Origin of the sequence: Streptomyces sp. NPDC059788, assembly GCF_042732265.1 — a bacterium.
Lineage (GTDB): Bacteria > Actinomycetota > Actinomycetes > Streptomycetales > Streptomycetaceae > Streptomyces.
Genome location: NZ_JBHWHY010000002.1, coordinates 192,613 through 205,810 on the forward strand (window position 1 = coordinate 192,613; position 13,198 = coordinate 205,810).

General features: G+C 71.1%; 13 protein-coding genes. 6 read left to right on the forward strand and 7 right to left on the reverse strand.

Going from position 1 to position 13,198, the window contains the following annotated elements:
- Positions 1-220: 220 nt before the first annotated feature.
- Both ACFV57_RS02720 and ACFV57_RS02725 read left to right on the forward strand, forming a co-directional pair.
- Positions 221-1,957, forward strand: a complete 1,737-nt coding sequence (locus ACFV57_RS02720; RefSeq protein WP_385224920.1) for a DUF4157 domain-containing protein — start codon at positions 221-223, stop codon at positions 1,955-1,957.
- 126 nt (positions 1,958-2,083) lie between these two features.
- Complete coding sequence (locus ACFV57_RS02725; protein WP_385224922.1) at positions 2,084-2,929, forward strand: TrmH family RNA methyltransferase; 846 nt, start codon at positions 2,084-2,086, stop codon at positions 2,927-2,929.
- A gap of 23 nt (positions 2,930-2,952) precedes the next feature.
- Here ACFV57_RS02725 and ACFV57_RS02730 read toward each other — a convergent pair whose 3' ends face one another.
- Positions 2,953-3,834: an alpha/beta fold hydrolase gene (locus ACFV57_RS02730; RefSeq protein WP_385224924.1), complete on the reverse strand. Its 882-nt coding sequence runs from the start codon at positions 3,832-3,834 to the stop codon at positions 2,953-2,955.
- Between the two features lie 109 nt (positions 3,835-3,943).
- On the opposite strand from ACFV57_RS02730, the gene ACFV57_RS02735 reads away from it, so the two are divergent.
- A complete protein-coding gene (locus tag ACFV57_RS02735) occupies positions 3,944-4,468 on the forward strand; it encodes a CGNR zinc finger domain-containing protein (RefSeq protein WP_385224925.1) in 525 nt (174 codons plus the stop codon).
- A gap of 134 nt (positions 4,469-4,602) precedes the next feature.
- On the opposite strand, the gene ACFV57_RS02740 is transcribed toward ACFV57_RS02735, so the two are convergent.
- A complete protein-coding gene (locus ACFV57_RS02740; RefSeq protein WP_385224927.1) occupies positions 4,603-5,358 on the reverse strand; it encodes a TetR/AcrR family transcriptional regulator in 756 nt (251 codons plus the stop codon).
- A gap of 310 nt (positions 5,359-5,668) precedes the next feature.
- Between ACFV57_RS02740 and ACFV57_RS02745 the strand changes: the two genes are divergently transcribed.
- The gene (locus ACFV57_RS02745) at positions 5,669-6,364 is read left to right on the forward strand and encodes a DUF2306 domain-containing protein (protein WP_385224929.1); all 696 of its coding nucleotides are present in this window, start codon (positions 5,669-5,671) and stop codon (positions 6,362-6,364) included.
- Between the two features lie 19 nt (positions 6,365-6,383).
- On the opposite strand, the gene ACFV57_RS02750 is transcribed toward ACFV57_RS02745, so the two are convergent.
- On the reverse strand, positions 6,384-6,575 hold the full coding sequence (locus tag ACFV57_RS02750) for a DUF397 domain-containing protein (RefSeq protein ID WP_385224931.1): 192 nt from the start codon (positions 6,573-6,575) through the stop codon (positions 6,384-6,386).
- Positions 6,576-6,578: 3 nt separating this feature from the next.
- The gene (locus tag ACFV57_RS02755) at positions 6,579-7,430 is read right to left on the reverse strand and encodes a helix-turn-helix domain-containing protein (protein ID WP_385224933.1); all 852 of its coding nucleotides are present in this window, start codon (positions 7,428-7,430) and stop codon (positions 6,579-6,581) included.
- A gap of 194 nt (positions 7,431-7,624) precedes the next feature.
- Here ACFV57_RS02755 and ACFV57_RS02760 point away from each other — a divergent pair, with 194 nt between their 5' ends.
- Complete coding sequence (locus ACFV57_RS02760) at positions 7,625-8,047, forward strand: ATP-binding protein (protein ID WP_385224935.1); 423 nt, start codon at positions 7,625-7,627, stop codon at positions 8,045-8,047.
- On the opposite strand, the gene ACFV57_RS02765 is transcribed toward ACFV57_RS02760, so the two are convergent.
- Entirely contained in the window at positions 8,034-8,789 is a 756-nt protein-coding gene (locus tag ACFV57_RS02765; RefSeq protein ID WP_385224937.1) for a protocatechuate 3,4-dioxygenase subunit beta, read from the reverse strand. The two genes, ACFV57_RS02760 and ACFV57_RS02765, sit on opposite strands and share 14 nt — an antisense overlap.
- A gap of 200 nt (positions 8,790-8,989) precedes the next feature.
- Positions 8,990-10,933 carry an APC family permease gene (locus ACFV57_RS02770; protein ID WP_385224939.1) on the reverse strand — a complete coding sequence of 648 codons (1,944 nt, stop codon included), beginning with the start codon at positions 10,931-10,933 and terminating at the stop codon, positions 8,990-8,992.
- Positions 10,934-11,459: 526 nt separating this feature from the next.
- Between ACFV57_RS02770 and ACFV57_RS02775 the strand changes: the two genes are divergently transcribed.
- On the forward strand, positions 11,460-11,969 hold the full coding sequence (locus tag ACFV57_RS02775; protein ID WP_385224941.1) for a hypothetical protein: 510 nt from the start codon (positions 11,460-11,462) through the stop codon (positions 11,967-11,969).
- Between the two features lie 118 nt (positions 11,970-12,087).
- On the opposite strand, the gene ACFV57_RS02780 is transcribed toward ACFV57_RS02775, so the two are convergent.
- Positions 12,088-13,026, reverse strand: a complete 939-nt coding sequence (locus tag ACFV57_RS02780; RefSeq protein WP_385224943.1) for an oxidoreductase — start codon at positions 13,024-13,026, stop codon at positions 12,088-12,090.
- Between the last annotated feature and the right edge of the window lie 172 nt (positions 13,027-13,198).

Consider the following 13,198-nt stretch of genomic DNA (forward strand, 5'->3'; position numbering starts at 1 on the left):
CCTTGCGGCCGGCCCCGCGTACACGTTGACACCCGACCCTACGACCAGAGATCCGAACGGAACGGCCTGGTGCGAGGTGCAGCTCTGCACGACCCCGTGCGGCGGGGAAAGCGGCGCTGCCCGTTCGGCCCGCAGGTCTGCCCCGGTGCCTCTGGAGTCGCTCCGGTCCCGCGCGTAAGGGTGGGGAGGCTGGTTCGGCCTCGATTTCGGAGGAACGCAGATGGGCTCGTCCCGGGACAACGACAGCAAGGCCGAGAAGGGGCGCGCGCCTGAGCGGGTGCGGGCCGCTGCCGCGCCTGCTTCCGCCGGGACGGCTGGGCAACGGCTGCTCGGTTTGCAGGGTGCCGCCGGGAATGCGGCGGTCGTCCAGATGCTGCGTCAGGCCGGTCATCCGTGGGCGCAGGCTGTGCATCAGCACGGTCCTGGATGTACGCATCGGGCGCCGCGATCTCCGCAGTCCCCGCAAACGCAGGGGGCCCGTGGGCAACAGGGGGCCCAGGTGCAGCGTTCCGTGGACGGCCGTACCGTCGCGCGCGCCACGGTCGCGCGCGCCACGGAAGAGGACCAGCACGTCCATGGCGCCGGCTGCGGCCACGGCGGAGTGCGGGACACCAGCCCGGAGGGGCAGAGCGCCCTGCTGGCCGCTGCCATGCGGTCGTCCAGCCAGCCGTTGTCCTCGTCGGTGCTCGCGAAGGCCAAGCCCTTCTTCCAGAACGAGAGGCTCTCCTCCACCCGCGTCCACCGCGACGCGGTGGCCCAGCGCGCCACCGCGGCGATGGGGGCCCAGGCCATGACGGTCGGCAACCACATCTTCCTGTCCGCGGCCGCCGCGGGCAACGAGCAGGTCATCGGCCACGAGCTCAGCCACGTCGACAAGAACCTCAAGGGTGTGCGCGAAACGGGCCACAGCAATGGCGCCGGAGTCACCGTCACCGACCCGGGGCAGGGCTCCGAACGAGCCGCCGAGGCGGACGGCGCCGCCTTCGCCGCGGGCCGGGAGACCGCCCCCTCGGTAACCGCCCAGCGGAAGGCGGCGGCGACCGGCCCGCACCCGACCGTGCAGCGCGCGGCGGACACGGTCGGGGAGCGCGAGGAAGAGGACGAGGAGTCGGTGCGGGGCGGCGAGCCCGTACAGAGGGCGGCCGAGCGCGTGCCGTCCTCGGGTTCGCCGCGGGAGCCGGGCCAGGGCGGCCCCACCGTGCAGCGGTCCGGGCGCGGGTCGTCCTCAAGGCATGGGGGCCACTCCGGCCGGTCATCCGCCCGGCCGAGGCTGATACCGGTCGCGTCACTGCCGCACGCGCGGTTCATCCAGCTGCCCACGTACGGACCGACGTTCGGCCGCGGCGGTGGCGGCACGAGCGGAACCGTGATTCTGGGCCCGCACGGATTCTCGGATCAGCGAACCGACGCCAATTCCCAGCTGCCCCCGGCGATCGTCGCCGCTCGGGCGGCGTATCCGAACGAGAGGTTCAAGGCCGGACACCTGGTGAACGCGAGCTTCGGCGGTGACGGTCAGCGGTCGGCCAATCTCACGATTCTGACTTCCCGTGCCAACATCACGATGCAGAGCTTCGACAATCGGATCAAGCAAGCTCTGCGGCATGTGAACAATATCTATGAGCACCTCTCTCGCATGTCCGTCAATATCACTCCCTTGATGCTCGGCATCGCAGTGTCCGTCCGGCCCTCGGGGGAAGGGTATACGTGGGATAACCAAGGCCCCGGAAAGTACATATCGAAGTTCATCTTCTGCCAGGCGCTGGTTCGTGGGGCGGAGCGGCTCGGTGACTGGATCGCCGTGGAGTTGGCCCAGAACCCCCAGGACCAGAACTGGTTGTACGTCCAGGGGCAGCTGGCCCAAGTCCGCGGTCTGGTCGACGAAGCGAATCTCCTGGGCATGATCGACAATGAGCCGACGGCTCCCGTCCCCGCCCAGCGGAGTTCGCGGCGGCGGTGACATCGCAGAGCACGTGCCCCGCGCCCGCACGCGGCCCGAACACGATCTGAAAATCCCGCACTTCACCTCGGGCGCGAGGTCTAGGCTCCGAGCGCATCGCTGATGACGGCTCACCCTGGAGGACACGTGCCGACGCGCCGGCAGATCACGTCCCGTAACGCCCGCTTTCAGCAGTGGGAGTCACTGCTCGGCAACCGGAACAAGCGCTCGCGCGCCGGTGAATTCCTGGTGCAGGGCGTGCGTCCGATCTCGCTCGCGGTGCGGTACGGCTGGACCGTCAGGGCTCTGATATACGACGGTGAGCGGGAGTTGTCGCGGTGGGCGGACAATCTCCTGCGTACAGTCGAAGCCGAACGGATAGCCATGGCGCCCGAACTGCTGGCAGAACTCGGGGAGAAGAGCGGGAGCGCCCCGGAGATGGTCGCCGTCGTCGAAACGCCGGCCGACGATCTCGGTCGGCTCAGGGGCGGCAGTGGATTTCTGGGCGTCGTGTTCGACCGGCCGACAAACCCCGGGAACATCGGCAGCGTCATCCGTTCCGCGGACGCCTTCGGGGCCGACGGTCTCATCGTGTCGGGTCATGCCGCCGACGTTTACGATCCCAAATCCGTACGCGCCAGCACGGGTTCCCTGTTCGCCTTACCGGCCGTACGTGTGCCCTCGCCCGGCAGCGTGATGAGCTGGGTCGACGCGCAGCGGGCCGAGGGGCGGCCGGTCGTCCTGGTGGGCACCGACGAGAAGGGGGAGTGCGACGTCTTCGATTTCGACTTCACCCGGCCCGTGCTGCTGCTGATCGGCAACGAGACATCCGGGCTGAGCAACGCCTGGCGGGACCTGTGCGACCACACCGTCAGCATTCCGATGACCGGTTCCGCCAGCTCCCTCAATGCCGCCAGCGCCGCGACCGCCGTCCTGTACGAGGCCCACCGGCAACGCGTGGCCGCCGCGCGGCGCTCGGGCCGGCGTACGTGACACCGGGCGCCGCGCGCGTCGGCTCAGGAGACCGCGGCCGATCCGGTGCCGGTCAGGAATCCGCGAATGTAGCCGACCACGGTGTCCAGGTGGCTTTCGAGCAGGAAGTGTCCACCGCCGGCGATCAGGCGGATCTCCGCGTCCGGCAGGTCCCTGGAGAAGGCGCGCGCTCCGTCCGGCCCGAAGATCTCGTCGCCCGCACCCCAGACCGCGAGGAGCGGCACCTGCCGCTCCCGGAAGTAGGCGTGCACCTGAGGGTAGAGGGGTGGATTGCCGGCGTAGTCGCGAAACAGGGCGAGTTGTACGAGGTCGTTGCCCGGCCGGTTGACCTCGCGGTGGTCGGCTGCCCAGGTGTCGGGGTCGACCAGCTCGGGCCGGTCCACTCCGTGCAGGTACTGCCAACGGATGGCGTCGAGCGAGAGGGCGGCGCGGAGGGCGGGTTCGGTCCGGGGGCCCGGATTCTCGCCGTACTCCCAAATGGGCTGCCAGAAGTCCCGTACGAAGCCGTCCTCGTAGGCGTTGCCGTTCTGCGTGATCACCGCGGTGACCGCGTCGGGGTTGCGCAGGGCCAGCCGCCAGCCGATGGGGGCGCCGTAGTCCTGCACGTACAGGGCGTAGCGGGTGACGTCGAGCTGGGCCAGGAGCGCTTCGGTGACATCGGTCAGGGAGTCGAAGGTGTAGGTGAACGCGTCCACGGGCGGAGCGTCGGAGTTGCCGAAGCCGAGGTGGTCGGGGGCGATGACATGGAACCGGTCGGCCAGCGCCGGGAGGAGGTGGCGGAACATCCGTGAACTCGTGGGGAATCCGTGCAGGAGGACGAGCGTGGGCGCCCCGCGGAAGCCCGCCTCGCGGTAGAAGACGCGATGTCCCCGCACGGTCGCGTAGCGGTGGTGGACCTCAACCATGACTAACCCCTTCAGAACCTTTTGATGGTTACTCCCAGGGCGTCCAGTAGACCCCCCTTGGGGTAACCTGTCAATCGTCTTGATGGGGTTAGCGGGAAAGGTGCGGGCCGTGCTGGACGACCAAGCCCTGATGCAGGCGTTGAACAGCACTCCTGTCGCCGACGGCCGACGTCAGGACCTGTGGCGGGACGACCACGAGGTGGACCGGTGGGCGCGGGAGCACGGGGGCCTCGGCGGTGAAGAGGAGCGCCGGTGGCTGCGTACCGCCCGGGACGCGCTCCAGGCGGTGGAGTCGGGCGCGTCGGTGGAATCGGACGAGTCGGCGGAGCCCCGTCTGCTGCGGGTCCTCGCGGACGTACGCAAAGTCCCGCGGCCCGGAGCGTCGGGCATCGAGTGGCATCTGGAGGTGCCGCCGGAGCGCAGGCTCGCCGTGGAACTCGTGCTCGCGTGGGCGGACGTCAAAGAGCGCATGCCCGGCAGGCTGCGGCCGTGCGGCAACCCTGAATGCCGCCTCTTCCTCTTGGACCGCAGCCGCGCCAACACCGCCCGGTGGTGCTCGATGAAGACCTGCGGCAACCGGCTCAAAGCCCGTCGGCACCAGGCCCGGACCCGGGAGACCCCGCGTCCCGAGTAGCGCGTCGGCGGATCGGCCCGGGGCGGCGCCCCACTCGGGACGGTGCGCCGCTCGGGTTGGCGCGCAACTCGGGCCGGCTCGCGCCCGGAGGTCACGGTGGCCGGCCGGGGGCGGGGGCGGGGCGGGACGCGGTGCTACTCGGTGGAGATCCGGCCGCGGACGTCCTTGACCAGGTTGCCCATGGCCACCCGGAAGATCTCGGCCTGATGCGTACCGATGAACGCAGTGTGGCCGAACACCTCCAGGACGACGAGGCCGTGCAGGTGCCCCCACGCGCTCAGGAAGAGCGACGCCGCGGGCGGCGGCAGGGCGCCCAGGGCGTCCGGTGGCAGATGTTGCAGGTGCGCACGGAGTGACGGCGAGAGGTCCTCGGTGTCGGCCGCGGCGAGTTGGGCCGTGGTGAACCCGGCGAACAGCTCGCGCCGGAAGATCGCGCTCATCCGCTGGACGGCCTGCGTGGTGGGGCCGTCGACGGGTGCCTCGTAGTGCCGCAGCGGTGCCCCGTACAGCAGTTGGAATCGCTCGGGGTGGCGGATGGCCCAGGCGCGGTAGCCCTCGGCCGCGGCGACCAGGCGCGGCAGGGCCGTGGTTGCCGTGGTGTCGTCCGAGGCGGTTGCCGAGGAGGTGTCCACGGCGGCCGATACGGCGTCGGCGAGATCGTCGTACGCCTTGGTGATGAGTGCGGTGACCAGGGCGTCCCGGCTCGGGAAGTAGTGGTAGAGCGCCTGCACGGTCATGCCCAGGCTGCGGGCGACCGCGCGCAGCGACAGCGCGGCGGGGCCCTGCGCGTCGATGTGCTCCTCGGCGGCCGTAAGGATCTCGCGCACGGCGACGGCCCGCCGCCGCTCGCGCAGGGACGGCAGGGCGGTGGGGGACTGGTCCGTCGGCATTCGGTGATCGTACGGCGACCCCCTGACGGCGACAAGGCGAGTCAACCCCCGTCAGAAAAATCTAACACTGCCAAATTTCTTGCGCGCTCGCTAGCGTCGACACCGGCGACGGGGGCGTGCCACGCGTCCCGCCCCCGTCCCGCCCGCCCCCGCCTGCCCCGCCGATGCGTTGGTGCGTCGCGCGTTGACGCGTCGTGCGTTGATTCACCGATGCGCTGACGTGCCGTGAAACAAACGCGGTCCACCGCGCCGGGCCCGCAGGCAAAGCCTCGACACCTGCTCTTCAGCACGGACTTTCAGGGAGACCCCCATGGCAACAGCAGTCAAAACCCGGTCGGCGCGGCGGATTCGGATGTGGTGGGCCGGCTGGGCGACGCTCGCCATCTCGGCGGCCGGTATCGCCGTGTACAGCGTCCCCGCCTACCTGACCGGTGATCCGGCGGACAGCAGGCTGCCGCTCAATCCGGATGTGGCCCTGCACTACCTGTCCATCGCGTTGCACGCCCTGCCCGCGGGGCTCGTCCTCGTGCTCGGGCCGTTCCAGTTCGTCCCGGCGCTGCGCAACAGGTACCGCGCCCTGCACCGGATCGTCGGCCGGGTCTACATGATCAGCGTCGTGTTCGCCTCGGTGGCGGCCGTCCTGGCGACCACGTTCTCCGTCAACGGCTTCTCCGCGCAGGTCGCCTTCTATCTGCTGACGGCCGCCTGGCTGTACTCCCTGGCCCAGGCCTACCGGACGATCCGGCGCGGCCAGGTCCGGCTGCACCGCATCTGGATGATCCGCAACTACGCGCTCTCCTTCGCGGCCGTCATGCTGCGGGTCTTCCTCATCCTGGGCCTGGCGGCCCGCTCACGATACGAGTGGCTGACCGTGGAGAGCGTCTACACGACCTCGGCGTGGGCGTCGATCCTCGTAAGCGCCGCCGTCGCCGAATGGTTCATCGTCCAGCGCACACTGGCCGCGCGGGCTCAGCGACCGACGGCCGGAGCCGGCCCCGTCGCCTGAACGTGGGGGCGGAGACCTGTCACTGGTCGAAGCAGCCGCTGGTTACGGCGGTCCGGAACGCGGTCCAGGTGGCGAGGGAGAGCTGGAGTATGGGGCCGGTGGGGTTCTTGGAGTCGCGTATGGCGATGGTGTGGGGGTGGTTGGTGGCTACTTCGACACATTCGTGGTCGGGGTCGCTGTGGGTGGACTTGCGGTAGCTGAACTCCGTCATGGATCACAGGTCCTTACTAAGGCTGCGGATGAACGTTCGGGATGCGGGCTCGTCGAGGGCTTCTCCAGCGATTCTCTCGAACATCTCGTCGTGTTCCGTGGCCTCGTCGCCTCCTTCGATCCAGACCTGAGTGCGAGGGATCTCGATGTACACGACGTCCATGGCGCCGGGTTCGGTGAAGGAGAGGACGTTGTATCCGCACCCGATGCCAACCTGCGCCCCTGCGCTGAAGGGCAAGACGCGGACCGATACGTTCGGCTTCTCGGAGGCGTCTGCCAAATACTCAAGCTGTTCGCGCATCACGTCTGCGCCTCCGATCAGGTTGCGGAGGGCCGCCTCATAAACCACCGCGTGCAGGTGTAGGCGGGGCTCGTCGTCAAGCCGTTGCTGGCGGGCCAGCCGTGCTGCCACGAAGTTGTCGTCGGGCTTGAGTGCACGGATGTACGCCTCGCACTGCAACAAGCCGGGAACGTAGGCCACCTGCCATGTCTTGATGGCGGTCGCGGCGCTCTCCAAGGCGACGTACTCCTTCATCGCGCCAAGACCAGGGAAGTCGTTCCACCACCCCTTGGCTTTGCGTCGTTCGCGGTCCACGCGGGCCAGTTCCAGTAGTCCGCCCACCGCTGCCGGGTCGGTGACTTCGTACAGCTCGCACAGGATGCGGATGTCCGGGTCGCGCATCGGGACCCAGCCGCTCTCCATCCTGGCGACCTTGCCGGTCGAGGCGCTGATGACCTTGGCCGCTTGGCCTTGCGTCAGACCTGCTTCCAGGCGGTGCTTGGCGAGTTCGCCGCCGAGGCGGCGGCCCAGCACGGTCGACATGCGGTTGCCCTGTGGTGTCTGGCTACGTTCCATGCCGCTCACCTTTGCTGACAGGTGAACGGTTCGGGTGCGCTTACGCAGTGCCGCAACCCGCACGGGTGAAATTTGCACCACTGGATTGAGCCTGGCGCGATCGCGCCCCTACCTTCCGTAACGACACGAACTGCTCGGGCAGCCGAACCAGTTGACGCAAGAGTGTGTGCTGCCCGTAATCGGAGGTGGCGTCGATGATCTCTCCGCATGACCCCGTGGAAACCGTCCTCTACGAGGACCTGCTCGACTACTCGCCGTTCCCCAAGAGCGTGCGGCTCGCGCGGTATCGGATGGCGCGGCTGTTGTGGGAGTGGGGGTACGGGCACCTGGTGGACGACGTCGAGTTGCTCGTGTCGGAGCTGCTGACGAACGCGATCACGCACGGCCGGGTGCCGGGGCGGCTGGTGCGGGTGCACCTGACGGTGGGGAAGGAGGTGCTGCGGCTGTCCGTCAGTGATGCGCGAGGGGAAGTCCGGCCGTACGTGAAGGAAGCGACGGCGGATGACTGCGGTGGGCGGGGGCTGGTGCTCGTACGGGAGGTGGCCGCGCGGTGGGGGGTGCGGGACCGGGAGATCGGTAAGACCGTGTGGTGCGAGGTGGATGTCAGGCGGGAGTGACCGTGGGGGACGGGCCGCCCAGGACGATGTTCCAGTGGTAGGTGAGGGACGTGGGGTGGCCTGGTGGGGTGGGCGTGGGGGTGTAGGTGGCGATCAGGCGTCGGCGGGCAGCCGCGTTCGGGGCCGCGTGCAGCACTGAATCGTGGGCCAGGAGGGGGTCGCCCTCGAAGTACAGCTGTGTGACCAGGCGTTGCGTGAACGCGCGGCCGAAGAGGGAGAAGTGCAGGTGGGCGGCGCGCCAGGCGTGGTCGGGGGTGCCGAGCGGGTACGGGCCCGGCTTGATCGTGGTGAAGACGTAGCGGCCGTCGGCGTCGGTCAGGGCGCGGCCGGCGCCGGTGAAGTTGGGGTCGAGCGGGGCATCGTGCCGATCGTTGTGGTGCGCGTAGCGGCCGGCGGCGTTGGCCTGCCAGATTTCGAGGAGTTGGTGGGGGACGGGGCGGCCGTGGGTGTCCAGCACGCGGCCGGTCAGGGTGATGCGTTCGCCGATGGGGGTGCCTGCGTGGTGGCGGGTGAGGTCGCTGTCCAGGGGCGTCACGTCGGTGTGGCCGAAGACGGGGCCGTACAGCTCGGCGCTCTCCGGGGCGGCGGGGAGGAGGAGCGGCGGCCTGGTGGGTTGGCGTAGGGGGAAGCCTCGGTAGGGGGGAGGGGCGGTGGTGGGGGCGGAGCTTGGGGTGATGCCCAGTGTGGGCCCGGAGGCAGTCCCGGAGGCAGGTTCGGGCGTGGGGGTGGGTGCGGTCGGCATGGGAATGTTGTTGCACCTGGGCGACGGGCTGGGCAAGGACGGGAACCGGACCCGGCGGCCTGTCCGCCCCGCCGGGCGCCCGGTCATCCTCCCCGCGAGCGCCCCCGGCGCCCGCCCCGGCTACGGCGACCCGCGCCCACTACGCCCGCCACGCCCGCCGCATCCCTACGCCCACCGCACCCCTACGCCCACCGCGTCCTCTACGCCGACACCCGAAACCGCAACCGGCAGATCGTCGCGTCCGTGGTGCGGCGCACCGCGTGGGCGACGACCGCGCCGCGCTGGTTCTGTAGAAGGCGCTGCCACAGGTGGGCCGGTTCGACCTCGGGGATCAGGACCGTGACCCGGGCGCGGGGGTGCCGGTCGCCGAGTCCGCGTACGTACGCGGCGATCGGGCGGCCGACGGTGCGGGTGGCGGAGGGCAGTTCGAGGAGGTCCACGCCGGGATTCCACAGTTCCCAGTCGCGGCGCAGGGACTCCGCCGCGCGGCGGTCCTCGGAGGAGTCGTACGTGACGGTGACGGCCACCACCTCGTCGCCGAGGGAGACCGCGGCGTTCAGTGCCTCGCAGGTGAGCCTGGAGAGGTGGGAGACGGGGACGACGACGAGGGAGCGGTCGCGGTGCGGCTGCTCGGGGACGCGGCCCAGCCGCAGGCGGTCCGCGATACGGGCGTACGCCCGGTGGACCGCCTCGAAGACGAGGACGAGTACGGGGAGGGCGACGACGATCAGCCAGGCGCCCTCGGTGAACTTCGTCGCCGTGACGACGACGGCCGCGACGCCGGTCAGCAGCGCGCCGAAGCCGTTGAGGGCGGCCTTGCCGCGGCGGCCGGGGGCGGATCGTTCCTGCCGCCAGTGGCGGACCATGCCCACCTGGCAGATGGTGAAGCCCACGAAGACGCCGATGGCGAAGAGCGGGACGAGGGTGTTCACGTCACCGCCGGAGAAGACGAGGAGCGCGGCGGCGACGGCGGCCAGCGCCAGGACGCCGTGCCGGTGCACCTGCCGGTCGTCCTTGAGGCCGAAGACGTGCGGCAGGTAGTTGTCCCGGGCCAGCAGGCCCATCAGGACCGGCAGCCCGCCGAAGGAGGTGTTCGCGGCGAGGGCGAGCAGCAGCATCGTGGCGAACTGCACGACGTAGAAGGCCCAGTTGTGGCCCAGTGCCGCGTCCGCGAGCTGGGCGAGTACCGTGACGCCCTCCACCGGCTGGAGGTGGAAGCGCCCGATGAGCACCGAGAGGCCGATCAGCATCACGCCGAGCAGCGCGCCCAGGGCGACCTCGGTGCGCTGTGCGCGCTTGGCGGCGGGGGCGCGGAAGGACGGTACGGCGTTGGCGACCGCCTCGACGCCGGTCAGCGCCGAGCACCCGGCGGCGAACGCCTTCAGGAGGAGGAGCGCGCCGACGGAGGTCGCGTTGTCCGCCAGGACGGACGCGTGGCCGTCGGCGGACGCCGTGGAGACGGGCGCGTCCCGGAACAGGCCCACCACGACGAGGGCGAGGATCGAGCCGACGAAGACGGCGGTGGGCAGGAGGAACGCTTTCGCCGAGTTGACGATGCCGCGCAGGTTGATGGCGGTCACCAGGACGAGCACCGCCAGGCACAGCCACATCCGCCGGCCGTAGAGGGCGGGAAAGGCGGAGGTGAGCGCGGCGACGCCGGCGGTCACGGACACGGCGACGTTCAGGACGTAGTCGAGGACGAGGGAGGCCGCGGCGGTCAGGGCCGTACGGCGCCCGAGGTGGGCCCTGGCGACCGCGTACGAGCCGCCGCCGTTCGGGAAGGCCGCGATCACCTGGCGGTACGAGGCGACCAGTACCGCGAGCAGTGCCGCGATCGCGAGGGTCACCGGGAGAGTGAAACCGAGGCCGTACGCGCCGGCGGCGGCCAGGACCAGGACGACGGACTCGGGGCCGTACGCCACGGAGGCCATCGCGTCGAGGGAGAGAGCGGCGAGGCCCTGTACGGAGGTCAGGCGGTGCCGGGCGTCCGGGTCGGTGCCGGAAGGGCCGGGGCCGGAAGAGCCGGGACCGTAAAGGGCTGGGCCGGGAGGTGGTGGACCGGTGTGGGCCGGGGCGGGAGGGGGAGCGGTGGGGCCGGTCACCTGGCGCGCGGACCGGCCCGTGGGCTTCCACACCATCGACATCGTTTGCCGTACCTCCGTGAGCTGCGGGGAAAGAGCCCCGGTGACAGGGCCAGCCCAGCGTGAGCGCCGGTTCGTACGGGCACGCCGGTTCTTGGCGTGGCTTTGGCGGGTGCTCCGGCGTTCTTCACGCCTTCTTGATGCCCGGCGGGGGCGTGCCGATGCCGACGGGTGGCCGGGACACCGGGTGGTGGTGGCACGCACCGGGTGGTGCGGCCGTCCGGCCGGGGCGGCGGGCGGCGCGGGCACCGGCACGCGGGCGGCGTACGGCGGGCCGTGTTGTCAGTGGTGCGTCAAGGTCCCGTGACGCGTCGTCAGTGCCGCGTCAACATCCGGGCGGTTCGGGCATCCCGGCCCTAGCGTCACGACTATGGGACGCAGAAGGACGCCCGGGGCCGGATGGGCGGCCCACGGGAAGGGCGGCGGAGGCGACGCCGACGGTACGGACGGTACGGGCGGCAGCGGACAGGGAGGCGGTGGGGCGCGCGATGGACGGCATACGCGGGAGGGGTACGCCCTTCCACCCCCGGTGTACGGCCCGACGGCGTACCACGACCGCCGGTGGGCGGCCGAACTGCGCGCCGCGGCCTGTTCCACGGCCGGCGTCCTCGTCCTCATGCTCGCCGTCGACCTCGCCTGCCACACCCTCGACCCGCTGCGTGCCGCCTGCTGGACGGCCATCGCGGTGGTGCTCTTCGCGGCGCTCTTCCCGGCACGGGTGACGGCCGGGCCGGGATGGCTCGCCGTCCGCGGGCTGCTGCGCGAGTGCCGGGTCCGTACCGATCTGCTGGTCCTCGTGCACCGCAGCGACGGGATGGCGCCCCGGCTGGTGCTGCGCGACGCCATGGGCGGCCGCGTCGAGCTGGACCCCAAGACCCTCACCGCCAATCCCGCCCTGTGGCATCTGCTCGACACCGGCGCCCGGCTGTCCCGGGCGCGCGGTCTGCTGCGCTCGGGCGCTGAGGCGCTGCGGGTGCTGGGGGAGCACATCGACCGGGACAAGGCGCGGGAGATCTTCGAGGCGTCGGGGCTGGACTGAGAGGCGTCGGGGCTGGACTGACCGCGGACCGGCCGGATCAGCAAGGCCCGCCGGGCGGCCGGGGCCCCGTACGCTCCCCGGCCGCCCCCGCGTCAGATCGTCGTTCCCCCCGGGGCCCTCAGGCCTTCGCCCCGCCGAAGTCGTACCGCACGCCCGTGAGCTGCTCCGACGCTTCCCACAGTCGCGCCGACGTCTCGTCGTTCCTCGTCCACGGAGCGCGGAAGGACGGCGCGGTCGCGCCCCGCAGGCCGTTGCGGGGGCCGATGAAGGCGTCCGGCTTCATGTGCGGGGCGGTGGCGGCGCACAGGGTGGGCAGGGCGCCGGACTCCGCGGGCTGGGCGATGACGCGGTTGACCAGCTCCACGACGCGCTCGGCGCCCGTACGGCCCTCCATCCGTACGCCCGCGGTCTGCAGGTTGGTGTCGGCGTAACCGGGGTGCGCGGCGGCGGCCACGACCTGCGAGCCGGCCTGCGCGAGGCGGCGCGACAGCTCGTGGACGAAGAGCAGGTTGGCGCTCTTGGAGCGGCCGTAGACGCTCCAGCGGTGGTAGCCGTTCTCGCTGTTCAGGTCGGCCAGGTCGACGTTGCCGAGCAGGTGCAGGCCGCTGGAGACGGTGACGACGCGCGCGCCGTGGGTGGCCAGGAGCTTGGGCAGCAGCAGGCCGGTGAGCGCGAAGTGGCCGAGGTGGTTGGTCCCGAACTGCATCTCGAAGCCGTCGGCGGTGCGGCGCTGCGGGAGCGCCATGACGCCGGCGTTGTTGACGAGCAGGTCCAGGCGGTCGCCGTCGAAGTCGTCGAGGCCCGCCGCGAAGGCGCGTACGGAACGCAGGTCGGCCAGGTCGAGCTGCCGGAACTCGGCCTCGGCCGTCGGTACTTCGGAGCGCAGCCGGGCGAGCGCCGTGTGCCCCCGGGCCTCGTTGCGGCAGGCCAGTACGACGCGTGCGCCGCGGCGGGCGAGCTCGCGGGCGGTGATGTAGCCGATGCCGCTGTTGGCACCGGTGACGACCGCCGAGCGGCCCGTCTGGTCGGGGATGTGGCTCGTGTTCCAACGGGTCACGCCTGCTGCGCTCCTTCGCCGGGGCATCGGGATGGCCAGCGTACGCCCCGGCCGGGCGGGGCCGCGGTTGCCCGGGGTCCGGATGTGTGGATGGGGAGGAATGCCGTACCGGGAGGGCCTGGAGGGGCTGATTCGGCGCAATCATGGTGCGGGTGACAGGAACCGGACAACC

Excerpts from the sequence above, each read along its gene's own strand:
- ACFV57_RS02750 (WP_385224931.1), bottom strand. The coding sequence starts at position 6,575 with ATGACGGAGTTCAGCTACCGCAAGTCCACCCACAGCGACCCCGACCAC.
- ACFV57_RS02770 (WP_385224939.1), bottom strand. The coding sequence starts at position 10,933 with ATGTCGATGGTGTGGAAGCCCACGGGCCGGTCCGCGCGCCAGGTGACC.
- ACFV57_RS02730 (WP_385224924.1), bottom strand. The coding sequence starts at position 3,834 with ATGGTTGAGGTCCACCACCGCTACGCGACCGTGCGGGGACATCGCGTC.
- ACFV57_RS02760 (WP_385224935.1), top strand. The coding sequence starts at position 7,625 with ATGATCTCTCCGCATGACCCCGTGGAAACCGTCCTCTACGAGGACCTG.
- ACFV57_RS02720 (WP_385224920.1), top strand. The coding sequence starts at position 221 with ATGGGCTCGTCCCGGGACAACGACAGCAAGGCCGAGAAGGGGCGCGCG.
- ACFV57_RS02765 (WP_385224937.1), bottom strand. The coding sequence starts at position 8,789 with ATGCCGACCGCACCCACCCCCACGCCCGAACCTGCCTCCGGGACTGCC.
- ACFV57_RS02755 (WP_385224933.1), bottom strand. The coding sequence starts at position 7,430 with ATGGAACGTAGCCAGACACCACAGGGCAACCGCATGTCGACCGTGCTG.
- ACFV57_RS02745 (WP_385224929.1), top strand. The coding sequence starts at position 5,669 with ATGGCAACAGCAGTCAAAACCCGGTCGGCGCGGCGGATTCGGATGTGG.
- ACFV57_RS02740 (WP_385224927.1), bottom strand. The coding sequence starts at position 5,358 with ATGCCGACGGACCAGTCCCCCACCGCCCTGCCGTCCCTGCGCGAGCGG.